Source organism: Deinococcus marmoris DSM 12784, from assembly GCF_000701405.1.
GTDB lineage: Bacteria > Deinococcota > Deinococci > Deinococcales > Deinococcaceae > Deinococcus > Deinococcus marmoris.
Map to the genome: position 1 here is coordinate 1 of NZ_JNIV01000038.1, position 25,684 is coordinate 25,684.

Here is a 25,684-nt window from a genome sequence, read left to right on the forward strand (position 1 = left end):
GGAACAAAGGCTTCCAGCAATTGACTCAAGAGAATGCGGCTGCCCTGCAATGGAAACCAGATGGCCCGGCTGAGAAAGTGATGGAATCTGGAGAATCCGGTTTCATCACTCAGGCCGAGCAAGGTCAGGAGGGCAGAGATGGTGCGCTTGCGGGTGGCAAGGATGGACCCGACAAGCAAGGTTTGAGCAGTGATCCAGGTGGGCTGGGTAAACATCTCGGCAAAAGGGGCGATAACATCGGTGAACCATTTTGGGACTTTGAACATCTCCAAATGGTTTCAGGCGGCGCTGAGATTTCTCTCAGCGCCGCCTGAAAAAATGGACAAAGTCGAACTTAGACCCTCAGACTTTTTGACCCTTAGACCCTCCGAAGGAGTTCCCCCATGTCCCCCCTCCCCTTTCTTTTCCTGTTGCCCCTGCTGACGCCCGCGCCCATGAGCGCCGGGACAGTTCTGGGGCTGAGTACGCCGCCGCTGCATTTCGTGATCGCCGCCGATATGACGGGCAGCAGCAAGAATCCCGCCTACAAGTACGCCGAACAGGCCAGATTGCTGTCGCAGAGCATCATGCTCAATCAGGTGCGTTCAGGGGACACGCTCACCCTGCTCCGCATCTGCGAGGGCGTGCAGACGGTGGCCGACTTCAAATTCGCCTCCAAAAATGGCGCGCGGATGGGCAAGGCCGACATCCTGCGCTACACGGGCGCACTGACGCAGCCGTGTACCGGGCGGGGCAGCGCGATTACCGCCGGGCTGAGCAAGGCGAACGAGCTGACCGCCAGAACCGCAGGCACGGGCGACGTGATCGTGATGTTCACCGATGGGGCGCTGCTGGATGACCCGGCGCGGGGCAAGCTGGGAATTATTTTTGACAAGCTGCTGGGCCGCAAGGACACGCGCCAGCTCTTCTTCGCGGGCCTGAGTCCAGAAAAGGACAAGAACGGTAACTCCATCCGCGACGGTTTCGTGAACGCGCTGGGCAAGGCGGGCAACGACGCGCGGGTGCTGACGGCGGGCGCGTATGACCTGAACAACGTCTACCCCACCTTCGCCGACGCCGTGAAAAAAGCCAGGAGGTAGAGCCAGTGACCACCGACAGAACGGTTGAAATCCACCTCTCCAAGAGAGAGCCAGAGCTGACCTCGCCTGAGTCTTCAGCCCCTCAGACCCCTAAGCCTTCAGACGGGGCCAGCGGCCCCACGGACCCCGGAGCCTTTGACCTCTCCAGTTACGCCGCTGCCCTACCGCGCCCGGAAGCGCTGAGCGCCGAGCAATTCCTGCCGGTGCTGAGGCCGGAGCAGTTCTCGGAATTGCTGGACGATTTGAGGGGCGAGTTGCAACTGGTCCCAGATGAGGCGGCCCGCAGCGCCCTGACCTCACGGGCGAGAATATTGCGGCTGAACGTGGACCAGTACCGCATCAATTACGACGCGGCCCGGACGACGCTGGACCGCGTGCTGGCCGAAACCGGCGTGGGCGTGCGCGGCTCCTGGGCACGGCAGCAGGACCACCTGAATTTCATGAACGTGGCCAGCGGCGATGTGGAGCGCGAATACCTGAAGGCCACCGAGGAGATTGAGGCCGCCCGCCAGGGCCGTTTTGAGGCGCTGACCCGCCACGGAGTGCGCCCTGATGTGAACAGCGCCGAGGGCTTTTACCACGAGCAGGCGCTGGCCGAACTGGCGCGCGAGGGCCACGCCCTGCGTCCACCGGAGGGCCGTTCGGGCAGCAAGAAGGTCTTCAATGCGTTTGCCGTGTTCAGCAAATTCTTTGTGGGCATCATCAGCGGCGTGAGCATCAATCTGCTGTTCAACCCGGAAAGTCGGCTGTACATGACCGTCATCGCGCTGACCGCCGGGATCATGTTCAGCGTGCTGCTGCTGTGGCTGGTGGACGAGCTGGCGTACCGCGCCAAATTGGCGACGCGCACCCAGGGCATGGCGCGGCCTATCGCGTACCTGGGCGGCATCGTGGCCGTGACCGCGCTGTATCTGGGCGTGGAAGGTTACCTGAACTGGGACGGCATCCTGCGCGTGACCCAGCAGATTGCCGCCAACGCCGCGCAGCAGGGGCAATTAACTGATCTGAGTGCCGCCTCCGATACGCCGACGGAGCCGCAACACTGGTCCCTGCTGGTCTTTACCCTCGCGCTGGTCAGCATGGCGGCGGGCGCGGCACTCATTCAGGGCCGCGAACGCGCCCGCATTCTGCTGGAGCGCGAACGGCTGGCAAGCAAGGTGGCCGAACTGAAGGTGGAAGGCCGTTACGCCGACGCCGCCCGCGCCACCGATCACGTCACCTATCTGGAGATGGCCCGTGACCGCCTGGCCCCCCCGCGCGACGTGACCAGCCCGGACCACGCCCGCCTGAACGAGCGCGTCCTCAACCACTGGGAACAGGAACGCGACGGGCAGGTGCAGAGCATCGCCGCCGATCTGGTGCGCGAGGCGAGGGCCGTGCAGGACGCCCTGGAAGCCTTCGCACAGGATTTGACCGGGGCCAAGCACCCGCAGACGCGACGGGGATTTGGGTTCTTGTAGGGAGTGAAATGTAGGGCTTTTTGCTCCCTCCCTCTTCATGGGGGACTGGTACAGCTCGGTACGAGAGGGCTGGGGACTTGCAAAGCTGCGAAGCAGAGGGGGTCAGGCGGGCATGGCATCCCAGAAACTCGTTTCCTGATGGCCCCCATTTTTTTCTGAGGGGCCAGGCAACTTGCCATATTTCCCCCCTCCCAGCCTCCCCCGCAAGGGGGGCGGGGCTAAAAGCTCTTATTGATCAGGCTGCCAGCTCTTCCAGCAGAAGGCGCTACCCTGGACTTTCCGCGCTCCTTTCCACCCCGGCACCCGCGCTAAACTCGCCCGCATGACTGCTCCATCCCCCACTCTGACCACCGCCGAGATTCGCGAGAAGTTCCTCAGTTTTTTTGAGAGCAAGGGCCACCTGCGCCTGCCCAGCGCCAGCACGATCTCCCCTGATCCCACGACGCTGTTCACGGTGGCGGGGATGCAGCCGTTCAAGGCGCAATTCATGGGCGCGCCCGCCCGCTTTGAGCAGGGCGCAAACAAGCGCGTGACCACCGCCCAGAAATGCCTGCGCGTCGGCGACATTGAGAACGTGGGGCGCACGCTGCGGCACTGCTCGCTGCTGGAAATGCTGGGCAACTTCAGCTTCGGCGACTACTTCAAGCGCGAATCGCTGACCTGGGCCTGGGAATTTCTGACTGACCCGGAATGGATGGGCCTGGACGGCTCCAAGCTGTACGCCACCATTTACGAGGACGACGAGGAAGCGTATGACATCTGGACGAAGGAAATTGGCCTGCCCGCAGACCACGTCCTGCGCTTCGGGGCCGACGAGAACTTCTGGCCCGCCGACGCGCCGAAGGAAGGCCCGAACGGTCCCTGTGGCCCATGCAGCGAGATTTTCTATGACCGGGGACCGAAGTACGGAGACGACACCTGGGCCGAATACGCCGACACCCGCGAGAGCGCCCGCTTTCTGGAAATCTGGAACAACGTCTTCCCGCAATATGACCGCCAGGAACCGGGGGCAGACGGCACGCCGACGCTGATTGACCTGCCCTTCAAGAACATTGATACGGGCATGGGTCTGGAGCGGATTGCCACCGTCGTGCAGGACGTGTATGACTTTTACAGCAACGATGTCTTCGGCCCGATTGTCGCCAGGGTGGCCGAGCTGAGCGGTCACGCCTACGAGGGGCCGCAGAACGTCTCGCACCGCGTCGTGGCCGAGCATGTCCGCAGCGTCAGCATGGTCATTGCAGACGGCAGCACGCCCGGCAACACCGGGAGCGGCTACGTGATCCGCAAGATTCTGCGCCGCGCCAGCCGCCACGCCTACCTGCTGGGCCTGCGCGAGCCGACGCTGTACAGGCTGGTGCCACTGGTGGTGGAGAGCATGGGCGACGCCTACCCCGAACTGCGGACGGAACAGGCGCGGGTTGAGGCGATGATTAAAAGCGAGGAAGAGCGGTTTTTGAAGACTTTGGAAGGCGGGATTCAGCGGGTCAATCAGTCTATATCAGCACTTATTTTCAGGAAAATTGCAGATCCTGAAATCAATGAGGCCACAGAGGAATTTAAGAACGATCTTTATGGCAGTGGAACCAACACACACACCATTCAATATTATTACAATACTAGCTCAGAAGACTGGCGATTACTAAACAAAATACTCGATGGGAGACTCGAAAATCTTCTAACAAATTTTGAAGAGCAAGATATCAAGAGGAGAGAAATCGAAGGGGGCATTCGTTTTATGCACTTCGATTCTCAGATGAGTCCACAGATGGAAGTCAAACCAGTAAATAGAGAAGCCCCGATGCTCCTCTCTGGCGAGGAAGCTTTCATTCTCTACGACACCTACGGCTTTCCCGTCGATCTGACCAAGGAAATTGCTGAGGAATACGGTGTCAGCGTGGACGAGGCCGGGTACGCCGAGAGCCTGGAAAACGCCCAGAACATCGCGCGGGCGGGCAGCAAGTACGGCAAGTCCGAACTGTTTGGCGCGCAGGAAGCGCTGGAAGACCTGCCCCAGACCCAGTTTGTCGGCTATGACGATCTGGAGGCCGACGGCAAGGTGCTGGCCCTGATGGTGGGCGGCGAACGCATTGAACACCTGAGTGCAGGCGACGAGGCAACCGTGGTGCTGTCCCAGACGCCTTTCTACGCGGAAGGCGGCGGCGAGGTGGGCGACACCGGACGCCTGGAATGGGAGGGCGGCGCGGGCATGGTGCGCGACACCCGCAAAACCCCCGGCGGCGTGTTCCTGCATGACGTGGCGGTTGAATCCGGCGAGCTGAAACCCGGCCAGAGCGTGCGCGGCGTGGTTTCGGGCGAGCGGCACGCGACGCAGCGGCACCACACGGCCACGCACCTGCTGCATGCGGCACTGCGGGCGGTACTGGGTTCGGGGGTGCGGCAGGCCGGGTCCCTGGTTGCGCCGGACCGTCTGCGCTTTGACTTCTCGCACGGCGCGGCCATGACGGTGGATGAAATCGCGGATGTGGAGCGGCTGGTGTCCCGCTGGGTCAGCGCCAACTTCCCCGTGACGTGGCAGGAAATGCCGATTGCCGAGGCGCGGGCGGCAGGCGCAACCGCACTGTTCGGCGAGAAATACGGCGACACCGTGCGCGTGGTCCGGGTGGGCGGCGACGTGTCCTACGAGGGACAGGCCGTGGCGAGCATGGAACTCTGCGGCGGCGCGCATGTCTCGCGCACCGGGGACATCGGCGCGTTCGTCCTTCTCAGCGACGAGAACGTGGCCGCTGGGGTCCGCCGCATTGAGGCTTTGGCGGGCGAGGCCGCAACCGAATGGCTGCGCGAACGCCTGCAACAGATGGCCCGCGTGTCCGCCATGCTCAACACCAATCCCGACGGTCTGGAGGGACGTGTGGCTGGCCTGCAAATTCAGGTCAAAGCGGCTGAGAAGGAAATGGTGGCGGTGCGCCGTCAACTGGCCGAGGCCCAGATGGGCGGCGGCAGCGGCGCGGCTTCCCCGGTGCGCGAACTGGGCGGCTTCAAGGTGGCGTCCCTAAAACTGAGCGGCATTGAGGGCAACGAATTGCGCGGCGCTGCCGACAAGCTGCTGGATCAAAGTGAGGCCGATATTGTCGTCATCGCCGGGGATAAAGGTCTGGTTGTGAAGGCCACCAAGGACGCTGTGGCACGAGGGGCGCACGCCGGGCAACTGGTGGGCAAGCTGGCGGCGGCGGGCGGCGGCAAAGGCGGGGGCCGCCCGGATATGGCGCAGGCGGGGATTACGGATGCGGGGGCGGCTCTGTTGGCGTTGGATACAGCGTTCTGAGTTTATCTTTCAGCCTCAGCTCCGGTTCACCGCCTCCATGCAGGAGTTGACCACGACTGACGGGTGCGGCGCGCAACGCGGTCAGGTCAGCGGCAGGGCCATCGTCCTTCAGCTCACCAGACTGACCCCTGGTTGATCAGATTGGCCTTCCGCTAACCTGACTGACCTATAGTGGGCCTTCATGCGCCCAGGTTTCCGCCTTCTATCTTCTGTGATGCTGTGCCTTCTGATCGTCAGTCCTGTGGGCGAAGCCCAGACGATCAAATACGACAAGCCCATCGTGATCCGCAAGGGCGGCACCTACCGGGGCAACTGGCAAAGCCTGGACCCCAAAGTGCCCGCCGTGACCGTGGCCACCAGCCAGAAGGTCATCATCGAGCGGTCCAACATCCAGAGCAAGGGCACGCTGATCTACACCGCGTTCACCAGCGCCAACCTGACGGTCCGCAACACCAGGGGCGTGGCGCTCAATCCAGACCGGCCCCTCAAGGAATACCGCTATCCGGGCCGTTTCCTGGCCGCCGAGGAATTCAGGAACATCGTGCTGGAGAACAACGAGATGATCGGGACCTCGGGGATTTACCTGCGGGCCTACAAGGGGCGGGCGAAGCTGGGGGAAACCATCAAGATCCTGCGCAACAAAGCCCTGAATATCGACGGGCGCTACAGCGTGGGCAAGGGCCGCTACTCGGACAAGGAATACCGGCTGGTGCAGTTCGTGCAGTTCAACGCAGTCCGCAAGATCAGCGGCGCAGAGATCGCCTGGAATCAGGTCATCAACCAGCCGGGCAAGAGCCGCCCCGAGGAAAACATCAACATGTATCTGTCCAGCGGCGTGCCCAGCAGCCGGATCAAGATCCACGACAACTACATTCAGGGGGCGTATGCCGTCAACCCACGGGTCAGCACCTACGCGGGCGGCGGCATCAACGCGGGCGACGGCAGCGCCAGGACTGTGGCCGAGGCGGCTGGCCACGTGCTGGTCTACAGAAACCAGGTCGTGGCCACGTCCAACAACGGGATCGCCGTGTCTGCCGGTCACGATATCGAGGTCTACAACAACCGCATCATCGCCAGCGGATACTTGCCCAGCGGGGCACCCATTCCTGCCCAGAATGTCGGCCTGTACGTGTGGGACGCGGGCGGCGACAAGGCCAGGAAGACCTTTTTCAACATCACGGTGCGCGACAATCTGGTGGCCTGGGGCAATCCTCTCAAGGGCCGCGAGGCCCAGAATCCCATCTGGTTTCCCGACTGCGAACCGGGCAAATGCCGTGCCAACAGAATCCTCCCTGGCCGCATCACCCTGACGATGGAACGCCAGGAATACACCCGCTGGCTGGCCAAATTGAAGTCGGCCAGAATCACGGTGGGACCAGTTTCCAGGTAAACCGCCTCTGGCCAGGAGAAGCGCAGAGTCAGGCCGCCCGTTTATTTTTTATTAGCGGCCTGACATCTACATTCCGTCATGTCACGAGGTTCGGGCCGGGTCCGTTCCCTCTTCTGGGAGAAGTATGTCTGCAAGCCGTCCGTCCACGCTGTTCCCCGCCCGAAATCGGCCTGCTTTCAGCTCGGCTGACACCCCTCAGCCCCAACACTTTCAGGGCGCACGGATTCTGGCGGTTTCCCTGCGCCCGCGTCCCTTCGTGGGAAAAATGACCGGGACTGACCTGTGAAGTCCATGCCGCTGCGGTCTTCCGGGGCCAGGGGTGAGCTGCCGCGCACCGGCTGGGCGGTGTGGCTGGCGCTGCTGCTGGCCGCGCTGCTGGTGGGCGTCCTGGCCAGTGTGCAGCCGCTGCTGGCCGGTGGCCTGACCGCCCTGATGGTCCTGCTGGCCGGGCTGGCGCGCGTGTGGAGCCGACTTTCGCAGTTTGCCCTGGGATTCATCGGCGTTTCGCTGATCGGCTACGCCTTTCTGGGCAAGGGCTACTCGTATATCGGTGTGCCGCCGCTATTCGTGGGCGAGATGGCACTGGGCCTGGGGTTGCTGGCGCTGTGGCGGGTCGGCACGGTGGGCGTCCGCCACTACCGGGGCCTGCTGGCGCTGCTGGGCGTGTTCCTGTTCATCGGCCTGATCAATACCGTGCCGTACATCGGACTCTACAAAATCGATGCGCTGCGCGACGGCGTGACCTGGCTCTATGCGGCTTTCGCGCTGATCGTGGCGGGGCTGCTGCTGCGCCTGGGCTGGCTGGAACGGGTCACGGCGCAGTACGCCCGCCTCATTCCGTGGTTCCTGGCCGCTGCACCCCTGAGCTTCATCGTCTTCAAGCTGTTCGAGAAGGTCATTCCCGCGTGGCCGGGTAGCGATACCCCGCTGCTGTATCCCAAGGGTGGAGACATCGGCGTGCATCTGGCGGGCATCGTGGCCTTTTTGTTGCTGGGCCTGCACCACCGCTTTACACCGCCGGAGCGCCGCCGGAGCTGGCACGAATGGCTGTGGTGGGGCCTGATCCTGCTGGGCATCCTGGCCACCTCTGAGAGCCGCGCCGCGACGCTGGCCATCGTCGCCAGTGGGGCGTTCATCGTCCTGCTGCGCCCCCGCAGCGGCTGGGGCCGTCCGGTGTATCTGGTGGCCGTGCTGCTGACCCTGCTGATCGCCACCAACTTCAAGGTCAATCTGGGCGGCCAGCGTGACATCTCTGCCGAGGCCCTGCTCCTGAATGTCCAGAGCATCGCCGGGGACTCCGGCTCGGACGTACGCGAGGGCACCCGTACTTGGCGGCTGAACTGGTGGAACGACATCGTGGACTACACCGTCTACGGCCCCTATTTCTGGACCGGCAAGGGCTACGGCATCAATCTGGCCGACTCCGACGGGTATCAGGTGTACGAGGACCACTCACTGAGAAACCCGCACAACGGCCACATGACCTTCCTGGCCCGCTCCGGGGTGCCGGGCTTCCTGGCCTGGACGGCGCTGCAACTGGCCTTCGGCGTTTGCCTGCTGCGCGCCTCCGCCCGCGCACGCGCCGCCCGGAACACGCTGTGGGCCAATCTGAACCTGTGGATCTTTGCGTACTGGGCAGCCTTCCTGGTCAACGCCTCCTTCGACGTGTATCTGGAAGGCCCACAGGGCGGCATCTGGTTCTGGTGCCTGTTCGGCTTCGGGCTGGCTGCCCTGGAAACCCAGCGCCGCCAGTTCGCACGGTCTGACTCTCCCGCCTCACCTTCCGCTCTGCCTGTTCCCACCGCACTCAAGGAGTCCTGAACGATGTCTTTTCCCACCTCACCCGATCTGCGCCCTGCCGTTTCCATCCCACCCTCCCCCACCCTGATCTCCCGCTCGATTCTGGGGATGCGGGTGGACGTCACCACCTATGCGGACGCCACGGCGCGTGTGATGGACTGGGCACGTTCGGGGCAGGGGCGCTATGTCTGTGCCTCCAACGTCCACATGGTCATGGAGACCAGCGACAGCGCCGAATTCCGGGACGTGGTCAACGGGGCCGATCTGGTGACCTCTGACGGCGTGCCGCTGGTGTGGGCTTTAAAGGCGCTGGGCGTACCCCAGGCCGAGCGCGTCTACGGCCCCACCCTGATGCTGCATGTCTGCGAGGCCGCCGCCCGTGAGGGCGTGCCCATCGCCCTGTACGGCGGCACGCCCGAGAGCCTGGAGGAATTCGTCGTTTTCCTGCACTCGCACTATCCGGGCATCGAGATCGCCTGTCTGATCGCCCCGCCCTTCCGCCCCCCTACCCCTGAGGAAGACGCGCTGTACACGCAGCAGATCGCCGATTCGGGGGCCAGGATCGTGTTCGTGGGCATCGGCTGCCCCAAGCAGGAGCGCTGGATGGCCGCCCACACAGGCCGCCTGGACGCCGTGCTGCTGGGTATGGGGGCCGCGTTCGACTTCCATTCCGGGCGGGTCAGGCAAGCCCCCGCCGCCATGCAGAAGCTGGGGCTGGAGTGGCTGTTCCGCCTGATCATGGAACCGCGCCGCCTGTGGAAACGTTATGCCAAGCACAACCCCCGTTTCGTGGGCAAGTTCATGCTGCAACTGCTGGGCCAGAAAGTGATTGACCGGGGACGGACAGCGAGCAGAGGCTGAGGGCTGGGCGGCACAATTCAGAGCAGGATGCGTTTCGGCGGTACAGGGGAGAACCCAGGGTGCCGCCGAATTATTGACTTGAGATATAAAATATGTTTTAATTCAGTATGAAAAAAGTAAGTATACGAATCTCAGATGGTGAGCAGGAATTACAGTATCTGGTTTCGCCCGAAGTCGCAGGAAAGCTGGTACAGCAGCTCAATCAAGCGGTTTTTCCCGCCACTATGCCGCTTCCGCAGGATTTTGACTTCACGCCCGTTTCGCCCAAATATCGGGGGCTTGCAAAGTATCTGCATGAACAGGACGCCGCCCCCGTTCCTCTGACCTTCTCGCAGATTGAAGACATTCTGGGGGAAGCACTCAAGCCTTCGGCCAGAAAACATGCAGCGTGGTGGGCGAATACAGATAGTCACTCACAGGCAACTGCGTGGCTGGCGGTGGGCTGGAAAACCAGTGAGCTTGACCTTGCCAGGGAAACCCTTGTATTTCAAAAAAGTAAGTGAAAGGAGAAATGTCATGACACTGTATTCACATCTGACCGAATTGGCCCTGACCCACGCTGTCCCTCCTGCGCAAGCCTGGGAGAACTCCGTGCAGATCCTGGGCGCACAGGGCATCGGCACAGCGTCCAGCAGAGGCAAGGGCTGTCCGAAGGCGGCGTTCGTGGGTCTGGCCGAGCATGGCTACGTCCGTGGATTCACTGCGTCATCTGACAGGCCGATGAGGGAAAACGCCCGCCATGCCTTATGTGCTTACCGCCTGTATGTGGCTGATCCCTCGTTGCTGGACCGCAAGGCTCTATGGTGGCAGGCTGTCGCTGCTGAGCGTGGCATCTCCCGTAAAAGTCAGAATGGCGTGCTGGATGTTATGACTGCACTGATCCAACAAGACGCTTTTCTTCCGGCAGCAGGGACAGCCTCACACTGACCTGTCACAGCCCGGCACGCGATCAAACAGCGGCAGGGTCACTTCTCCCCGCCGCTCTACCATTAAGCCCATGCTGACCGCCTTCGCCACGCTGCTGTGCGTCACGGCGCTGCTGGCCTACCTGGACGAGCGCTATCTCCACTTTCCCACCACCGTGGGCGTCACGCTGGCCGGGGCGCTGGCGAGCGCCGTCCTGATCGGGCTGGACGCACTGCACCTGATTCCCGGCGTGCGCGGCTGGGCGGCGGGCCTGCTGCAAACGCTGAACTTCACCAATTTCGTGCTGAACGGCATTCTGGCCGTGCTGCTGTTCGCCGGGGCGCTGAGTCTGGACGCCCGGCAACTCCTGCGTCAGCGTGACAGCATCCTGATACTGGCCTTTCTCAGCACATTGATCAGCACCTTTCTGATCGGCTTCGCGGCCTACTTTGTCTTCGGTCTGGTGGGGCTGGACGTGCCGCTGATCTGGGCGCTGCTGTTCGGGGCGCTGATCAGTCCCACCGATCCGGTGGCGGTGCTGGACCTGCTGAAGCGGGCCAAAGTTCCGGCCAAGATCGAAACCCTGATCGCCGGGGAAAGCCTGTTCAACGACGGCGTGGGCGTGGTCATTTTCCTGGCCCTGGCCGGAATCGCGGGCATCGGCGGGCGGCACGATGGCGGCGTGGGAGCGCTGGAAATCCTGATCCTGTTTCTGCGCGAGGCAGGGGGCGGCCTGCTGTTCGGGGCCGCGCTGGGGGTGCTGGGCTACCGCCTGCTGAGTAGCATCAACCAGCACGCCGTGGAAATCCTGGTCACGCTGGCGCTGGTGGTGGGCGGTTACGTCGCCGCCGCCGCGATGGAGATCAGCGGGCCGCTGGCAATGGTGGTGGCCGGACTGGTGATCTCGGCCAACCGGCACGCGGTCTTCAGCGATGAAACGGGCGCATTGGTGGAAAGCTTCTGGGAAACCATCGATCAGGTCCTGAACATCCTGCTGTTTGCCTTTATCGGGCTGGACGTGCTGCTGACCCGCACCACCGGAGCGCAACTGATCGCCAGCGCCGTGCTGATCATGGTGGCCCTGGCCGCCCGCTGGATCAGCGTGGCGCTGCCCTTCATGCTGGTGCGTGCCCGCGAGGGCTACGGGGCCTACACCGTGCGGCTGCTGACCTGGGGCGGCCTGCGCGGCGGCATCGCCATCAGTCTGGCCCTGAGCCTGCCCGCCAGCCCGTACCGCACGCACGTCGTGACCGCCACCTACGCCATCGTGCTGTTCACGATTGCCGTGCAGGGGTTGACCATCCTGCCGCTGGTGCGCCGGGCCGCCGAGGCCAGCCCGGACGCGTGAAGCCAATGCTATTGCATTCCATCTCACATTGATGACTGCCCACAGGCAGCTCAATACCCACATGACAAGTTCAGAAAAGACGATGTCCCGCGAGGTTCAACTGGCCGCCCGGCCCCAGGGTGCGCCCAAAAACAGCGACTTCGCGCTGGTGGACCGCGAACTGGGCCAGCCCGGTGACGGCGAGGTGCTGGTCCGCAACCTGTTCCTGAGCGTCGATCCCTACATGCGCGGGCGCATGAACGATACCAAGTCCTACACGCCCCCTTTCGCGCTGAACGAGACCATGACCGGCGGCGCAGTGGGCGAGGTCATGGCCTCGGGTGCAGACGGCCTGAGCGTGGGCGATCTGGTGCTGCACGATCAGGGCTGGCGCACCCACGCAATGCTGCCCGCCAAGGCGGCGCGCAAGGTGGACGCGATGGACGGCGTCTCGCCCAGCGCCTACCTGGGCATTCTGGGCATGCCCGGCCTGACCGCCTACGCGGGCCTGCTGGACGTCGCCGCCTTCAAGGAGGGCGACGTGGTGTTCGTGTCGGGCGCGGCGGGCGCAGTGGGAAGCGCCGTGGGCCAGATTGCCCGGTTGAAGGGCGCATCTCGCGTGATCGGCAGCGCCGGGTCCGCCGAGAAGGTGGCGCACCTGACTGAGAAACTGGGCTTCGACGACGCCTTCGACTACAAGGGCGGCTCAGTGACCAAACTGCTGCGCGAGGCCGCGCCGGACGGCATCGACGTGTACTTCGACAATGTGGGCGGGGACCATCTGGAAGCGGCACTGTTCGCCTTCAATCCCTTCGGGCGGGCGGCGCTGTGCGGGGCGATCAGCCAGTACAACGCCACCGAGGCCCCCAGCGCCCCGCGCAATCTGGCGCTGGCGATTGGCAAGCAATTGACCCTCAAAGGCTTTATCGTCAGCAGCTACAGCCACCTGTACTCCCAGTTCGTGCAGGAGGTCGGCGGCTGGATCGCGTCCGGCCAACTGCACTACGACGAAACTGTGATGGAAGGCATCGACGGCATGCCCGGCGCGTTCATGGGCCTGCTGGACGGCCAGAACACCGGGAAAATGGTGGTCAAGCTGTAGGCTTGAAAGGCTTGACGGTATCCCCTCGGCTGTGTTGGCTGGGGGGATTAAATTTGAAAGATGCCCAGGAAGAAAATGTCCAGCACACTCCAGAAGCAGTTGGCGGCGGCGCGGTTCACAGTGGCCAGGGGTCAGGAACGGTTGGTCGAGAGCATCACCGGAAGTCTGCGCGTTGCGGGATACGCCGTGAAGCGCAGTGCGGTGGCTGAGGCCGTAACAAGGCGCGAGAAGTAACCCCGTACGAATGGGCATCCCGACGAATCACCACCCCGCAATTGACATCCCCCTCACCTTCTCGCCTCAGTCCCGGATCATGAACATTGGCGAGAATGGGGGTAATGCGTGCCCTCCTGCCCGTGCTGACCCTCGCCCTGCTGGGTGCGGCGTCGGCGTTGCCCGCCCAGGTCAGTATCGGCAACATCAAGCACGAGTATCAGCGGCTGAACAACTGCGGCCCCGTGACGGTGGGCATGGCGCTGAGCCGCTGGGGCGGCACCCTGAATCAGTACGACATCGCGCCGAAGCTGAAGGCGGGCGGCGGCGACGTGAACGTGTCGCCCGAGGAACTGGCCGCCTTCGCGCGGAGCCAGGGCATGAGCGTGCATCTGGCGCGCGGCGGCACTCCGGCCATGCTCAAGCGCCTGCTGGCCGCCGGATTCCCGGTGATCGCCGAAACGTGGTTCATCACCTCCGACAGCGGCGGCATGGGCCATTACCGCCTGCTGACCGGCTACGACGACGCCAAGGGGAAGTTCTCGGCGCTGGACTCCTACATGGGCCGCCTGGGCTTTACCTACGCCGAGCTGGACGAGCTGTGGCGTTCCTTTGGGCGCACCTTTCTGGTGATCACCCCCCCAAGCAGACAGGCCGAACTGGACGCGGTGCTGGGCTATCACGCCGACGCGGGCATGACCAAACGTGCGGCCCTGCGCGTGTCGCTTGCGGAGGCAGAAAAGAAGAACGACGCCGTGGCGTGGCTGAACGTGGGGCAGGCCAAACTGAACATGGGCGATTCGCGCGGCGCGGTGCGGGCCTTCGACGCCGCCTTCGCGGCCCAGCCTGACCGCAGGCTCGATCCCACGCGCCCGGCGCGCACCGTGGGCGGCCTGGCATGGCGCACGCTGTGGTATTCCTTCGGCCCGCTGGAGGCGTACACCCGCAACGGGCGCTACGACGACGTGCTGCGCCTGACGAACGCGGTGCTGCGCGACGTCCCCGCGCACGAGGAAATGTATTACTGGCGGGGCCGGGCGCTGGCCGGAATGGGCCAGACCGCCAAAGCCCAGGCGGCTTACCGCGAGGCGCTGCGGTTGCGCCCAGGCTTCGGTGCGGCACAGACGGAACTGACGAAACTCTAAACCCCGTCCGCTTTTCTCTGGGGATTGGAGTGGGTTGCGGGCCGCTCCAGCAACTTCCTGACCCTGTAAGCCGTATAAAGGGGCATGAATGAACCTGTCCTCCAGGAGACGGTGATTAACCTGCGGCCCTCTGGCGGCGCGGAACTGGCCCCCCGGCCCGTCACGGCGGGCAAACTGGTACTGGCCACCGGCGGCGGCGTGCTGGCGCTGGCCGTGCTGGGCGGCGCGGCGGTGGCGCTGTTCAACGTGGCGCTGACCACCGTGACCATCGCCGCCTTCGGCGTGGCGCTGCTGGCCGTGATCGTGCTGATGCCCGCGCTGATGCTGGCCCTGAACGCGGGCCGGGTGCGGGCCAAGGAAGCGGTGGCCCGCGCCATGCCGCTGGAAACGCTGATCTTGCAGCGCACGCAATTCGAGAACCTGATCACCGCCAAGAGTCGCCAACTGGCCGAGGCCAACGGCCATCTGGAAGACTTCCGCCGCCTGATCGACACCAACAGGAAGGACATGGACGCCGCCGATCTCGCCCGCTGGGAAAACGACTTGCAGGTCAGCCGCGACGCCTTTGCCCGCGCCCAGACGCACATGGAAAACCTGCGCGACGATCTGGGCGAGTTTGACCGCCAGATCAAGAAGGCGCGTATCGACACCCAGCTCGCCCAGGCCAAGGGCAACGTGGCCTCCGCGCTGCAACAGGCCAACCTGAGTGCCGAGGACCGCCACGTCACCGAGAGCGCCCTGAGCGAGATCGCCCGCCGCGCTGGCCGCAACGCCGCCCTGCTGGACGAGGCGCTGGCCGCTGGCGAGCAGTCGGGCCGCGCCCGTGGAGGCGGGGCATGAGGCCGCAACGATGACCCGCGCCCGCGTGCTGACTGCCGTACTGGCCGCCATCCTGCTGCTGTGCGCCGCCGCCGTGTACCTGGATCAACAGGGCTTTTTCGGGGGCGAGTCCGCCGTATCAACGCCCACACAACCCGCCACCCCTGCTCAACGGTCCACCCCCGCCGCGCCCCCAGATACCACCAACGGCGACGGCTACGGCGAGCTGAAATGAAATCTTCTACTGGAGGTCCGCTATGAAACGCCCCCTGACCCTCGTGCTGCTGTCCACGCTGGCCCCAGCCCTGTTGAGCAATGCCCAGGCTGCCGATCCCATCTCGTTCAACGTCGCCACCGGCAGCCCCACCGGCACCTACAGCGCCATGTTCAAGAACATCGGGCGGGTGTGTACCGGGAGCGCGTATCTCAAGGAGCGCGGCACCGGCGGCAGCCTGGATAACATCGATCTGCTGATGAACAACGAGGTCTCGCTGGCCTTCGTGCAGAGCGATGTCCTCAAGGCCCGCCAGCAGATCGATGGGGACCCGCGCGTGGCGAATATTAAAGCGCTGCTGCCGCTGTACGACGAGGAAATCCATATTTTTGCCAAGCCGCCCGTGACCAGCAAGAGCTTTCTGGGCAAGACCACCGTGACCGGCGTGCAGACGTTTAACGACCTCAAAGATAAACGGGTGGCGGCCTGGGGCGGTAGCGTGATCACCGCCAAGGTGCTGAGCGCCAAACTGACCGTGCCCTACAGCATCGTGCCCGTCAAAGACCAGCCTGCCGCCTTTGCCGCGCTGAACGCCGGAACGGTGGACGCCGTGCTGGCGGTAATCGGTCAGCCTGCCGCCTGGGTCAAGGGACTTACTGGTGTGCGGCTGGTGCCGTTGCCGTTCAGCCCGCCGCTGGAGGGCATCTACACCTCCGCCAAGCTGCTGTACCCCAATCTGAGCGTATCGGGCGTGCCCACGGTGGCCGTGCAGAGCGTGCTGGTCACGCGCGACTTCAAGACCCCCGACAGGAAAGATCGGTTGCTGACCTACAAGAAGTGCGCCGAGGGCAAGCTGGTCAACCTTCAGGAAGACGAGGGGATGCACCCCAAATGGCAGCAGGTGACCTTCAAGACATGGCCGTGGCCGGAGTACAGGTAGGCCAGAAATTCAATCTGCGCCCAGAAAGCTGTTCAGATGACGCGACAGATGGTTGCCACCCAGCGGCTGCGGGGTCTGGAATGTCAGCACGGCCAGCGTGCAGTGCGGCCCCGAGGCGCTGTGGCCCTCGGCGTAGGCCCCCTCCAGCAGGGCGCTGAGGGCGCGGGCCAGCCGCCGGTACCGTTCGGGCGAGAGGCGCAGCGTGAGCGAATCCAGATGGGTCGGATGGGTTTCCAGACTGGCGCTGTCGGGCGGTGGCGGCAGCGAAATCGGACGCTCGCCTGAGCCGAAGCCGTACACGTCTTCCTCACCCTCGTGCATTAGCGCCCAGGAGCGTTCGTAGGCGCGCAGAAAGCCCCCGCTCAATTCGCGCATATCCGCCGTGCCGTTGCCCTCTGAATCCTCTGGAGGCAGCAGACCACTGGGCACCCGGAACTCCCGCGCCGCCAGCCTATAAAAGACCCTACCGCTCTCCCTCTTGACTTCCAGCAGCAGGCCCAGACCGGCCAGTTTGCGGGCGTGGTGGTGCGCCAGATTGGCCGCCATGCCTGCCGAAGCGGCAATCTCGCTGGGCGAACGCGGCTGCGTGAACAGGCCCAGAAAGCCGATGTTCTGCCGCAGTGCGCGGACAGTGTCGGCGTCGGTGATTCTCTGCGTTTCTGCCTGGGAAGTGGTCATGTCGCCCAGTCTGAACTTCCGGCTTTCAGCGCGCGAGGGCCTGGGCTGAAAGCCCGTCTGATGGGACAGGGGGGCCGGATGGCCCAGACCGCGCAACCGCTGGGCGAAGACAAGCAGGTCTGCCCGGCCAGGCTCGTCAGGATCGGCCTCCCAGAAAGGCAACGCGTGGGCACAGGCGCTACCGCAGAAGCCGCTCGCCCCGAACGCAATACAGTGTGACCGAAAGAGCTTTAAGACGTATGGCACAGCCGCAACGGGCAGTGCGGCGTCTCCGGCTAACTGAGAGCGGCGAACAGTGGGGCCTGCCTGCGCCTTAAATAGCGCCCGAATGCACCCACCCACGACACCCTCACCCGGTAACAGATGGGACACTCGTGAGATTGCTCATGGTGGGGGCAACCGATTTTTTATGAGTGCTGGAGCGTCCTTTCTCACCTGAAACATTGAATAGTGGGAAGCGTCATGAAGCAGAAGATTATTCTTTTCTCATCTGCCCTGCTTCTAGGGGTGGCCGGAGCCGGGCTGGCGCAAACAGGCCCCGCACAAATGAATTCAGCGCAGACCAACCCGGCGCAGGCAAATCCAGCGCAGGGCGGCGATCCCTTCTTGCGCGGGGTTCCGGCGCAGGCCGCGCCCGTGGGGGTAGGGACGCTCAACGCGGCCCCAGCCCCCATCAACCTGACTGGAGTTCAGAACGCCGCCTTCGGTATGCCCCGTTCCAGCCAGAGCGGCAGCGTGACGCGCGTGGTCTTTGACCTGCCCACTGGCGTCAGCTACACCCTGACCCCCACCTTCACCGGGCTGCGGCTGGACATTCAGGGCGCGCGGGTGATCCCCACCGTTTCCGGCAAGCTGGGCGACAGCGTCAACGAGTACCGCGCCGGGGGCGGGCAGGCCACCCTGGTCACGCCCTATCCCCTGTCGCTGACCGGCGGCTGGAAGGCAGCCGAAACCACCATCGGCACGGGTGGGCGGGTTCTGGTTCTGGATTTTGGGGCCTCCGTAACAGGTGGGGCCAGCGCAGAACTCAGTGGGCAGGTCCGCACGGTGGCGCAGGGAACAGCACCACAGACAGCGGTGACCCAGGCAACGGTTAATCAGGCAACAGTGACCCCGAAAAGCGTGCCCACACCCATGACTCCGGCCCCCGTTGCCGTCAGCCCCACGCTGAATCCCCCTGCGGTCCTCTCGGTGCCGCGCGCCGTGACCACCCGGCCTGCCACCACCCCGCCCGGCGATGATGTCGCGCCCACGCCCGGTGGCCCGCTGCCGCCCGCGCCCGCCCTGCCCGGCGCGAATTCGGAAACCCCCAGCGCCCTGAGCGGTCAGGTGGCGGGCACAGCCAGAGGCATCCTGCTGAATCCGCCGCGCATCGGCAAGAATCCTGGACAGACGCGGGTGGTGCTGGACCTGCCGCCGGGGACGACGTACCGGATCGTGCCAGGGGGCATCGGCCTGCGCGTGGAACTCAGCGGCGTCAGCGTGATCCCGATGGTGGCGCAGAACATCAGCCCCGAACTGCGCTCCTGGCGGGCCGAGACGACGCCGGGCGGGGCCACCTTCACGCTGCTGACCGCCTCGCCCACCACGGCCCGCAGCGGCTGGCGTGCCCAGTTGCTGCCGCCCGCCAGCGGGGACCTGTCGCGGCTGGCCATCGACCTGTCGCCTGCGCTGGCCGACCTGACCCCGCTGCTTCCCCAGCAAAAACTGCTGGCCGCCGTGCCCGCCATTCCAGCGGCGCGCGGCACGGCGATTCTGGCCCTGAGCGCCAGCTACGTGCGCCCGCGCGTGGTCCTCGATCCCGGCCACGGCGGCAGGGACCCCGGCGCAGTGGGAGCCGTCGTGGAAAAGGAGATCGTGCTGGACGTGGCCCTGCGTGTGGCTGCCCTGCTGCGCGCCGCCGGGATCGACGTCGCCTTGACCCGTGACAGTGACCGCGCGCTCGATCCGGTGAAGAACACCGATCTCAACCTGCGCGCGAAGGCCGGCACGCCCGGTACGCAACTGTTCGTGAGCATCCACGCCAACGCGATGGACGCGCGTAGCGCCCTGCTCGGCTACGGCATCGAAACGTGGTGGAACCCCAACCATCCGCTGTCCAGCAGTCTGGCGGCGCTGCTCCAGACCAACATGATCAACGAAACCGGGGCATTCTCGCGGGGTCTCAAGAACAGCCAGTCGCTGGCGGTGCTGCGCGGCAGCCGCATTCCCGCCGCGCTGATCGAGATCGGCTACACCAGCCATCCCGTGGACGGCCTGAATTTACAGGACACCAATTACCGCGACCGCGTGGCGCTGGGCATCGCGCTGGGCATCCGCGAGGCGCTGGTGTCGGGCATCGTGGACGGCGGCGCGGTGGGCGGCGCAGGCAAGTAGGTGCCGGAGGAGTCAGGAAAGACAGCCGAGTTCCAGGCGCGGATTCTGGCGCTGGTGGCCCGCATTCCGCCGGGCCGGGTCATGACCTACGGCCAGTTGGCCCTGCTGGCCGGGCATCCCGGCGCGGCGCGGCAGGCGGGCCACGTCATGAACGGCCTGATGGGCGGCCAGGACGCGGCAGGGGCCGGGTTGCCGTGGCAGCGGGTCATCAACGCGCAGGGCCGCGTCAGCACGCACAAGCTGGGTTTTGGTGACCTGCAAGAGCGGCTGCTGAGCGCCGAGGGCGTGCCCTTCGACGCCTCCGGGCGCTGCGATCTGCCCGCGCGGCAGTGGTGGCCCGAGGAAGACCGGGGTGCCCCACCCGAGGCGCTGTTCTAACATCAACAGCAGCACGGCAGAATGTGACTGCAACAGTAAGCCTTCTGGACCAGCAATGACGACGGATATGGCCGCCGCCACCCGGCCCCCAATCTGTTCTCTGGAAACCTGCTTAAAGGCCGCCTAAAAGGGCTGGGGGCGGCACGTCCCGGCCCTCCCAGCGTATGCTGAGCGCATGAACAGAACGCACAATCGCCGCAACCCCTGGGTAGAGGGGAGTCTGGCTTCCTGGATGGGCGGCGTGACCCTGGGCGTGGTCCTGGGCGTCACCCTGTTGATCGTCACCCCCCGCCTGATGGCTGCCCCCGGCGAGACCGCCAAAGCGCCCACTGCCGCCGAGCAGACCACCGATTCGGCCCCTGCCGGAACCCCCATGACCGGGTCCGACGACATGGCCGGCGGCACCGCTGCCAACCCGGACACGTCCAGCACCGCAGAAACGGCCACCACCAATGCTCCCACCACCGAAACGCCCGCCGCCGAGCAGGACACGGGCGGCGAATTGCCCGCCGCGCAGTCTCCTGCTGTGGCTGAAACCACCACGGGTGATCCGGCCCAGCAGGACACCGACGGGGAAGCGGAAACGGTGGCGGCGGGCGGCCAGAGCGACGCGGCCCCCACCCCCAACGCTGCCGAGGGCGACGCCGAGGCAGGCACCGCCATCTTCGCCAGCAACTGTGCGGGCTGCCACGGCGCGCAGGGCGGCGGCGGCATCGGCCCCACGCTGGTCACCGATCAGGGGCCGAAAGCCTGGACGCTGGCCGAATTCACCACCGTGATGCGTGAGGGCGTGGTGCCCGGGGGCCGTGAACTGAGCGCCGTGATGCCCCGCTTCAGTGACGCCCAGCTCAGTGACACCCAGGTGGCCGATCTGCTGGCCCACATCAAGACCCTGAACTGAGTCTCTCTTCCTTGAAGTCGCCGTCCTGTACGAACAGGGCGGCGATTTCGGCTATCCGGCCTCGCCCAGCCGTGCGGCCAGCGCCCGCAGGTCCGCCCGGTCCTCATCCGCCACGCGGTAGGCCATGCGCCAGCGCTCCGGGGCGATCAGCGGGCGGACGTTCCACAGTTCACGCACGCGGCCCCGTTCCAGGGCGTCCCGAACGGCGAACAGCGGCACCAGCGTGGCCCCCAGCCCCACCTCTGCCGCGCCCACCACCGCGCGCAGATCGGGGGCCACCACCGTCTGCCGGGCCGCGAACCGCTGGCCCAGCACGCCCAGAAAAAAGCGCCGGGTCACGGGCAATTCCACGCTGGAGCTGACCCAGGGACGGGCATTGAGCCACCCCGCCAGACCGCCCAGCGGCACATCCGGCGCGGGCCAGTCGGGCGGGCCGATCAGGACATACGGCACCCCGGCCAGCGCCCGCTCGCTCAGGGCGCGGCCCTGGACCGGAACGCTGACCAGCGCGGCGTCCAGCGTTCCGGCCTCCACGCGCTCCAGCAGGCCGCGCGCCTCGCCGAAGCTGAGATGCAGGGGCTGCTCCCAGCCCTTCAGGCGCGGCAGGACGTGGCCGTGCAGGAATTCCGGCGTGCTGCCCAGCCGCAGCGGCGTCTCGGCCAGGATGGGGCGCGAGACGCGCAGGCCACGGGCCACGTTGTCCAGCCGGTCCACCGCGTCGGCCACGGCGGCGTACAGCAGCTTGCCGCGTTCGGTGGGCGTCACGCCGCGCGGCGTGCGGATAAACAGCGCCTCGCCCACACGGGTTTCCAGCGCGGCCAACTGGGCACTGACCGCAGGCTGGGTCAGGTGCCGCTCGCGGGCCGCACCGCTGACACTGCCCGCCCGGTAAATCGCCACGAACACCCGGAACGCCTCTGCCATTGCCATCAGTTTCTGTTATACCGCCCAGCAGTAGCCATGATTTGATGTCATGGCCAGGGGCCGCGCACAATCGGCACATGACGAACGATCCCGCCTCCAGCCGCGCCCAGTTCAACGCCCACGCCAGCAAGTACGCCGCCAGCGAGGTCCACAGGCACGGCCCCAGTCTGCCCGTGTTGCTGGACTATGCCGCACCCACACCGCAGGACCGCGCGCTGGACGTGGCCACCGGGACGGGCAACACCGCGCACGCCCTGTCGCCCCACGTGCGAGAAATCGTGGGCCTTGATCTGGCCGAGGGGATGCTGGCCCACGCCCGCCAGCGTGCCACGGACGACGGCCAGACCAACGCCAGTTTCGTGGTGGGCAGCGCCGAGGACATGCCCTTCCCCGACGCCTCTTTCACGCTGATCACGTCACGCCATGCCCCACACCATTTCCTGAATCTGGACCGCTTTCTGGCCGAGGCGTTTCGCGTGCTGGAAGGCGGCGGGCGGGTGGTGGTGGCCGATCAGATCAGCCCCACCCCCGCCGTGCAAGTATGGATGGACGAATACCAGACCCTGCGCGATCCCAGCCACCACGCCCAGCGCACCGTGGAGGCGTGGCAGGAGCTGGCGGAAGCGGCTGGCTTTGTGTGGACGCAACACACGCTGGTCCCGTACCGTCTGGACTTCGCGTGGTGGACGGCGCAGTCTGGTTGCAGCCCCGAAACTGTGCAGCGTCTGCGTACCCATGCCGACGCCCTGAGCGAGACAGAGCGGCAGGCTGCGGGGCTGGAATATGACGGCGGCGCACTGATGGCCCACCACGAGCAGATGATGGTGGTACGGCTGGAGAAGCCCTGAAGAACAGGCCGATCCTTGAATCAGTCTGGCCCTGAGCGTTCTCCTCTGGCTGCCAGCCGCCGCGTGATCTGTGCCAGGAGTTCGGCGGCCCGCAGCAGCTCGCCCTCGTCCAGCCCGGCGCTGATGCGGTTGGCCCAGGCACTCTGGGCCGTTTCTATCCCGGTCAGGGTGCGCTGACCGGCGGGGGTCAGGCCCAGCAGTTTTGCCCGCTTATGTTCAGGGTTGGGAAAGTATTCAGCCAGTTCATCGGCCACCAGCAGATCGGCGGTGCGCTGCACGCTCTGACGGGTCAGGCCCAGGCGACGGGCGACGGCGGCCACCGTCTGTGGCTGCGGATCAGCGCAGGCCAGCACGGCGGCGCGTGCGCCCGTCTGCCCGCTGGGCGCAGCGAGGCGGTCCTCGGCCCCGGCCAGCAGGCCCGCCAGGTGTTGCACTTGCAGAGCCAGAGCCATGAGTGCCGCGCCACTGGGAGTTTGCGCCATAGTCTTGACAGCATACTGTCATCTGAGGCAGACTGGGAAAGTTGACAGCACTCTGTCAATCTGGCCCTCTCGTTCTGGAGGTTACATTGAACGTTACCGAGTCTGCGATTTCCCTGAACGTCCCCGATATCGCCGCGTCTGCCGCCTTTGTCCGCAAACACTTTGGCTTCGTGGCCGAGATGGATCTTCCCGAAGTGGTGTCCCTGCGCCGCGAAGACGTGGGCTTCAGCCTGATCTTTCTGCCCACTGGGTTGAAGACCTTCAAACCTGCCGAAGCTGCCGGGAGTGCGGGAATGGGCCTGCTGGTGGCGTTCGTGGTCGATGACATAGACGCCGAATACGCGCGGCTGCGGGCGGAGGGCGTGCAGATCGTCACCCCGATGGAAACCGAGGAATGGGGCGAACGCTATTTTCAGATGCGCGATCCCAACGGCGTGATCTATCAACTCGTGCAGTGGGTGACGTCACCCCCAGCGCCCTGAATGCGGTTCCTCTTTACCTGTGGTTCAGGGAGCGGGCACGTTCGTAGAATTTCCTGCCACCCGACGGCCAGCCCAATGCGGCGGCCTGGGTTCACGGTTCTGAAATCAGGCCCAATTCCGCCCGTGCCGCCCGCGTCAGGCCCGCCACCACCAGCGCGTGACTGACCGCCAGCAATTCCCCCACCAGCGCATCGGGCAGGCTGCCGTCCAGCGTCAGGGTGACCCAGTGGCGTTTGTTCAGGTGATAGCCGGGAACGATAGCGGCGTGAGCGGCGCGCAACCCATCGCCGTGGGCCGGGCGCACCTTTAGCGACAGCTTCAGCGGATCGCCCGTGATGCCGCTCAGCGCGTAGACCTTGCCACCCACCTTCCAGACCAGCGTCGTGGGGCCAAAGGGAAATGTTTCCTGTGAGCAGGCCAGCCGCCCACACGCCGCCCGCAGTTCGGCCACCGTTTGCATGGTTTCAGGATATGGCGCTCATGCCCCTGCCGGACGGGGCGGGAATCTCAGGCAGGGTGCGCTGGGGCAAGCCCTCTGGCATGTGAAGGGCAGGTTGAAAGACAGGCAGAGAAAAGGGACGCGGCCTTCCACTCGCCGCGTCCCCCAGTTCCCGCAACTCTTACTTGGGCATCATCTTGTACAGCTCCATTCCCCGCGCCGTGCGGGCCTTGAACCCCTTCCAGGAGGTGTCGTCGGCCTTCGGCGTACCGTCGGCGTTGCGGCTGACCTTGATGTCGTTGGATTTTGGAGTGGGCACGTTCAGGTACGCGGCGTCCTCGGCCTCGCCCTTCAGCTTCAGATCCAGGAACGCAGTCACGAAATGCTGGTTGATGTTGTTCAGGCGCGCCATGTCCCAGGCGGGTTCGGCGTAGTGCATGTAGTCGTCGAAGCTGTTCAGGGACGCGGCGGGCGGCGGGTTGGGCGCAGAGTTATGCGCGGCGTTCTGATAGACCAGCATGTAGCGCTCGGCGTTCACGGCGTTTTCGAACAGCGGCTTGACACCGCCCTCGTAGTAGGACACGTCGTCCCGGTCCCCCACCACGAACATCGTCGGCACCTTCAGCCCGGCCAGTCCCGCCTCATCCCAGAAGCCGTATTTGCCGCCAAAGTTGACACCGATGCCCTTGACGGCGGCGTCTCCACCCCACGGCGCGAAGGCCACCACCGCCTTGATGCGGGGGTCCACCTTGAAATTCCCGGTCTGCCGGGCCTTGAGCGCGCCGCCCGGCACCAGTGGCACCATTTCCGGGCCGTAGCCTGCCCCAGCCGCGTTCAACGCGCCGTAACCGCCCATGCTGTAGCCCACCAGCGCGGTCTGGTCTGCGTTGATCAGACCGCTTAACGGCGAGCCGCTGCCCGCCGCGCCCAGCCGCGCCATCTCGCCCAGCACGAAGTTGTCGTCTATCGCCCGGTTCAGCAGCGTGCTGGCAAAGGCGGCCTTGTCGGCGTGGGTGCTGTCTGTGTGATCAATCGCAGCCACCACGTAGCCCTTGCTCGCCAGGTTCTCGGTCAGGTAGGTCATCAGGTAACGGCTGCCCGCATAGCCGTGTGAGACGATCACCAGCGGGTAAGGCGCGGCAGCCGCAACGGGCGGGGCGTCGCGGGTGGCGCGGCCCAGCGTGATGAAGGGCGTGTTGGGGCGCTTGGGATCATTGGGACCGCTGCCCAGCACGTCGGTGTAGGTGGTGACGCCACTGCCGCTGTCGCCCTGCGCCGGATACCAGACCTCCACGGTCAGCGGGCGGTCATAGCGGGGAATGTCGCCTTCCTTGGGGGCGTTCACGATGTCCAGTTGGCCGGGGTTGGTCAGCGTCAGCGTCCGCACACCCACGGCGTAGGGGCCGCGTGCGCTCAGCTCCGGTGCGTCGGGGCGGGCGTCACCAGGGACCGACTGGGAAGGGACCGACGGCGCGAGTTGGGCGTGGGCAGCGGGAACGAGCAGGGCCAGGGTCAGAAACAGGACTGATCTTTTCATGGCAAAAAACCTCCGGGAAAGCAGGCAACGGCACTCGCCGCGCGGGGGCGGCAGGGTTGGGTTGTCAATGCGCTTTCCAGGGTAGCTCTAAAGCGGG

At 65.2% G+C, this 25,684-nt stretch carries 26 protein-coding genes; 21 read left to right on the top strand and 5 right to left on the bottom strand.

The features are described 5' to 3' along the window. From Q319_RS27885 to Q319_RS0110855, 16 genes are all read left to right on the top strand, one after another. The coding region (locus Q319_RS27885) for a hypothetical protein (RefSeq protein WP_211252347.1) at nucleotides 1-314 on the top strand (314 nt) is incomplete at its 5' end. 69 nt (nucleotides 315-383) lie between these two features. Further along, nucleotides 384-1,079 carry a VWA domain-containing protein gene (locus Q319_RS0110785; protein WP_029482494.1) on the top strand — a complete coding sequence of 232 codons (696 nt, stop codon included), beginning with the start codon at nucleotides 384-386 and terminating at the stop codon, nucleotides 1,077-1,079. 5 nt (nucleotides 1,080-1,084) lie between these two features. Then, the gene (locus Q319_RS0110790; RefSeq protein WP_245619118.1) at nucleotides 1,085-2,539 is read left to right on the top strand and encodes a hypothetical protein; all 1,455 of its coding nucleotides are present in this window, start codon (nucleotides 1,085-1,087) and stop codon (nucleotides 2,537-2,539) included. A 322-nt stretch (nucleotides 2,540-2,861) separates the two neighbouring features. Further along, entirely contained in the window at nucleotides 2,862-5,825 is a 2,964-nt protein-coding gene (gene alaS / locus Q319_RS0110795; protein WP_029482497.1) for an alanine--tRNA ligase, read from the top strand. 214 nt (nucleotides 5,826-6,039) lie between these two features. Then, a complete protein-coding gene (locus tag Q319_RS28660) occupies nucleotides 6,040-7,215 on the top strand; it encodes a hypothetical protein (protein WP_245619120.1) in 1,176 nt (391 codons plus the stop codon). 291 nt (nucleotides 7,216-7,506) lie between these two features. Beyond that, a complete protein-coding gene (locus tag Q319_RS0110805) occupies nucleotides 7,507-9,036 on the top strand; it encodes an O-antigen ligase family protein (RefSeq protein ID WP_081845989.1) in 1,530 nt (509 codons plus the stop codon). Between the two features lie 3 nt (nucleotides 9,037-9,039). Then, nucleotides 9,040-9,876 carry a WecB/TagA/CpsF family glycosyltransferase gene (locus tag Q319_RS0110810; protein ID WP_245619122.1) on the top strand — a complete coding sequence of 279 codons (837 nt, stop codon included), beginning with the start codon at nucleotides 9,040-9,042 and terminating at the stop codon, nucleotides 9,874-9,876. Between the two features lie 107 nt (nucleotides 9,877-9,983). After that, nucleotides 9,984-10,379, top strand: coding sequence for a DUF7662 domain-containing protein (locus Q319_RS27065; protein WP_156039291.1), 396 nt, complete (start codon nucleotides 9,984-9,986; stop codon nucleotides 10,377-10,379). Then, nucleotides 10,330-10,803: a DUF6979 family protein gene (locus tag Q319_RS0110820; RefSeq protein ID WP_211252348.1), complete on the top strand. Its 474-nt coding sequence runs from the start codon at nucleotides 10,330-10,332 to the stop codon at nucleotides 10,801-10,803. The genes Q319_RS27065 and Q319_RS0110820 overlap by 50 nt, the downstream gene beginning before the upstream one ends. 70 nt (nucleotides 10,804-10,873) lie before the next feature. Further along, nucleotides 10,874-12,130 carry a cation:proton antiporter gene (locus Q319_RS0110825; protein ID WP_029482505.1) on the top strand — a complete coding sequence of 419 codons (1,257 nt, stop codon included), beginning with the start codon at nucleotides 10,874-10,876 and terminating at the stop codon, nucleotides 12,128-12,130. A gap of 61 nt (nucleotides 12,131-12,191) precedes the next feature. Continuing rightward, nucleotides 12,192-13,211 (top strand): NADP-dependent oxidoreductase, encoded by a 1,020-nt coding sequence (locus tag Q319_RS0110830; RefSeq protein ID WP_029482506.1) that lies wholly within the window; start codon nucleotides 12,192-12,194, stop codon nucleotides 13,209-13,211. A gap of 60 nt (nucleotides 13,212-13,271) precedes the next feature. Then, nucleotides 13,272-13,445, top strand: a complete 174-nt coding sequence (locus Q319_RS27070) for a hypothetical protein (protein WP_156039293.1) — start codon at nucleotides 13,272-13,274, stop codon at nucleotides 13,443-13,445. Between the two features lie 104 nt (nucleotides 13,446-13,549). Beyond that, a complete protein-coding gene (locus Q319_RS0110840) occupies nucleotides 13,550-14,569 on the top strand; it encodes a C39 family peptidase (RefSeq protein WP_029482507.1) in 1,020 nt (339 codons plus the stop codon). A gap of 84 nt (nucleotides 14,570-14,653) precedes the next feature. After that, nucleotides 14,654-15,409 carry a lipoprotein gene (locus tag Q319_RS0110845; protein ID WP_029482508.1) on the top strand — a complete coding sequence of 252 codons (756 nt, stop codon included), beginning with the start codon at nucleotides 14,654-14,656 and terminating at the stop codon, nucleotides 15,407-15,409. Nucleotides 15,410-15,419: 10 nt separating this feature from the next. Beyond that, nucleotides 15,420-15,623 (top strand): hypothetical protein, encoded by a 204-nt coding sequence (locus tag Q319_RS0110850; RefSeq protein WP_029482509.1) that lies wholly within the window; start codon nucleotides 15,420-15,422, stop codon nucleotides 15,621-15,623. A gap of 22 nt (nucleotides 15,624-15,645) precedes the next feature. Next, on the top strand, nucleotides 15,646-16,542 hold the full coding sequence (locus tag Q319_RS0110855; RefSeq protein ID WP_029482511.1) for a TAXI family TRAP transporter solute-binding subunit: 897 nt from the start codon (nucleotides 15,646-15,648) through the stop codon (nucleotides 16,540-16,542). Between the two features lie 9 nt (nucleotides 16,543-16,551). Here Q319_RS0110855 and Q319_RS0110860 read toward each other — a convergent pair whose 3' ends face one another. After that, the gene (locus tag Q319_RS0110860; protein ID WP_156039294.1) at nucleotides 16,552-17,220 is read right to left on the bottom strand and encodes a winged helix-turn-helix domain-containing protein; all 669 of its coding nucleotides are present in this window, start codon (nucleotides 17,218-17,220) and stop codon (nucleotides 16,552-16,554) included. Nucleotides 17,221-17,682: 462 nt separating this feature from the next. Between Q319_RS0110860 and Q319_RS0110865 the strand changes: the two genes are divergently transcribed. The 3 genes from Q319_RS0110865 (at nucleotide 17,683) to Q319_RS25530 (ending at nucleotide 20,875) form a co-directional block, all read left to right on the top strand. After that, nucleotides 17,683-19,596, top strand: a complete 1,914-nt coding sequence (locus Q319_RS0110865; protein WP_034414693.1) for an N-acetylmuramoyl-L-alanine amidase — start codon at nucleotides 17,683-17,685, stop codon at nucleotides 19,594-19,596. Beyond that, nucleotides 19,597-19,974, top strand: coding sequence for an MGMT family protein (locus Q319_RS0110870; RefSeq protein ID WP_029482516.1), 378 nt, complete (start codon nucleotides 19,597-19,599; stop codon nucleotides 19,972-19,974). It abuts the gene before it with no gap. A 175-nt stretch (nucleotides 19,975-20,149) separates the two neighbouring features. Further along, nucleotides 20,150-20,875, top strand: a complete 726-nt coding sequence (locus Q319_RS25530) for a c-type cytochrome (RefSeq protein ID WP_156039295.1) — start codon at nucleotides 20,150-20,152, stop codon at nucleotides 20,873-20,875. Between the two features lie 51 nt (nucleotides 20,876-20,926). On the opposite strand, the gene Q319_RS0110880 is transcribed toward Q319_RS25530, so the two are convergent. Further along, nucleotides 20,927-21,799: a LysR family transcriptional regulator gene (locus Q319_RS0110880; protein ID WP_029482519.1), complete on the bottom strand. Its 873-nt coding sequence runs from the start codon at nucleotides 21,797-21,799 to the stop codon at nucleotides 20,927-20,929. A 77-nt stretch (nucleotides 21,800-21,876) separates the two neighbouring features. On the opposite strand from Q319_RS0110880, the gene Q319_RS24455 reads away from it, so the two are divergent. Then, entirely contained in the window at nucleotides 21,877-22,647 is a 771-nt protein-coding gene (locus tag Q319_RS24455; protein ID WP_034414696.1) for a class I SAM-dependent methyltransferase, read from the top strand. A gap of 20 nt (nucleotides 22,648-22,667) precedes the next feature. Here Q319_RS24455 and Q319_RS0110890 read toward each other — a convergent pair whose 3' ends face one another. Next, complete coding sequence (locus tag Q319_RS0110890; RefSeq protein WP_029482523.1) at nucleotides 22,668-23,129, bottom strand: MarR family winged helix-turn-helix transcriptional regulator; 462 nt, start codon at nucleotides 23,127-23,129, stop codon at nucleotides 22,668-22,670. 86 nt (nucleotides 23,130-23,215) lie between these two features. Between Q319_RS0110890 and Q319_RS0110895 the strand changes: the two genes are divergently transcribed. Next, nucleotides 23,216-23,611, top strand: coding sequence for a VOC family protein (locus Q319_RS0110895; RefSeq protein ID WP_029482524.1), 396 nt, complete (start codon nucleotides 23,216-23,218; stop codon nucleotides 23,609-23,611). Between the two features lie 91 nt (nucleotides 23,612-23,702). Here Q319_RS0110895 and Q319_RS0110900 read toward each other — a convergent pair whose 3' ends face one another. Together Q319_RS0110900 and Q319_RS0110905 are read right to left on the bottom strand one after the other, a co-directional pair. Then, entirely contained in the window at nucleotides 23,703-24,071 is a 369-nt protein-coding gene (locus Q319_RS0110900; RefSeq protein WP_029482526.1) for an MmcQ/YjbR family DNA-binding protein, read from the bottom strand. Nucleotides 24,072-24,231: 160 nt separating this feature from the next. Continuing rightward, nucleotides 24,232-25,587: an alpha/beta hydrolase family protein gene (locus Q319_RS0110905; protein WP_029482528.1), complete on the bottom strand. Its 1,356-nt coding sequence runs from the start codon at nucleotides 25,585-25,587 to the stop codon at nucleotides 24,232-24,234. Nucleotides 25,588-25,684 lie beyond the last annotated feature (97 nt).

Bases quoted from the DNA above. Each gene is read 5' to 3' on its own strand.
- Q319_RS0110785 (WP_029482494.1), top strand. From the start codon at position 384: ATGTCCCCCCTCCCCTTTCTTTTCCTGTTGCCCCTGCTGACGCCCGCG.
- alaS (WP_029482497.1), top strand. From the start codon at position 2,862: ATGACTGCTCCATCCCCCACTCTGACCACCGCCGAGATTCGCGAGAAG.
- Q319_RS28660 (WP_245619120.1), top strand. From the start codon at position 6,040: ATGCTGTGCCTTCTGATCGTCAGTCCTGTGGGCGAAGCCCAGACGATC.
- Q319_RS0110805 (WP_081845989.1), top strand. From the start codon at position 7,507: ATGCCGCTGCGGTCTTCCGGGGCCAGGGGTGAGCTGCCGCGCACCGGC.
- Q319_RS0110810 (WP_245619122.1), top strand. From the start codon at position 9,040: ATGTCTTTTCCCACCTCACCCGATCTGCGCCCTGCCGTTTCCATCCCA.
- Q319_RS27065 (WP_156039291.1), top strand. From the start codon at position 9,984: ATGAAAAAAGTAAGTATACGAATCTCAGATGGTGAGCAGGAATTACAG.
- Q319_RS0110825 (WP_029482505.1), top strand. From the start codon at position 10,874: ATGCTGACCGCCTTCGCCACGCTGCTGTGCGTCACGGCGCTGCTGGCC.
- Q319_RS0110830 (WP_029482506.1), top strand. From the start codon at position 12,192: ATGACAAGTTCAGAAAAGACGATGTCCCGCGAGGTTCAACTGGCCGCC.
- Q319_RS27070 (WP_156039293.1), top strand. From the start codon at position 13,272: ATGCCCAGGAAGAAAATGTCCAGCACACTCCAGAAGCAGTTGGCGGCG.
- Q319_RS0110840 (WP_029482507.1), top strand. From the start codon at position 13,550: ATGCGTGCCCTCCTGCCCGTGCTGACCCTCGCCCTGCTGGGTGCGGCG.
- Q319_RS0110845 (WP_029482508.1), top strand. From the start codon at position 14,654: ATGAATGAACCTGTCCTCCAGGAGACGGTGATTAACCTGCGGCCCTCT.
- Q319_RS0110850 (WP_029482509.1), top strand. From the start codon at position 15,420: ATGACCCGCGCCCGCGTGCTGACTGCCGTACTGGCCGCCATCCTGCTG.
- Q319_RS0110855 (WP_029482511.1), top strand. From the start codon at position 15,646: ATGAAACGCCCCCTGACCCTCGTGCTGCTGTCCACGCTGGCCCCAGCC.
- Q319_RS0110860 (WP_156039294.1), bottom strand. From the start codon at position 17,220: ATGACCACTTCCCAGGCAGAAACGCAGAGAATCACCGACGCCGACACT.
- Q319_RS0110865 (WP_034414693.1), top strand. From the start codon at position 17,683: ATGAAGCAGAAGATTATTCTTTTCTCATCTGCCCTGCTTCTAGGGGTG.
- Q319_RS25530 (WP_156039295.1), top strand. From the start codon at position 20,150: ATGAACAGAACGCACAATCGCCGCAACCCCTGGGTAGAGGGGAGTCTG.
- Q319_RS0110880 (WP_029482519.1), bottom strand. From the start codon at position 21,799: ATGGCAGAGGCGTTCCGGGTGTTCGTGGCGATTTACCGGGCGGGCAGT.
- Q319_RS24455 (WP_034414696.1), top strand. From the start codon at position 21,877: ATGACGAACGATCCCGCCTCCAGCCGCGCCCAGTTCAACGCCCACGCC.
- Q319_RS0110890 (WP_029482523.1), bottom strand. From the start codon at position 23,129: ATGGCGCAAACTCCCAGTGGCGCGGCACTCATGGCTCTGGCTCTGCAA.
- Q319_RS0110900 (WP_029482526.1), bottom strand. From the start codon at position 24,071: ATGCAAACGGTGGCCGAACTGCGGGCGGCGTGTGGGCGGCTGGCCTGC.
- Q319_RS0110905 (WP_029482528.1), bottom strand. From the start codon at position 25,587: ATGAAAAGATCAGTCCTGTTTCTGACCCTGGCCCTGCTCGTTCCCGCT.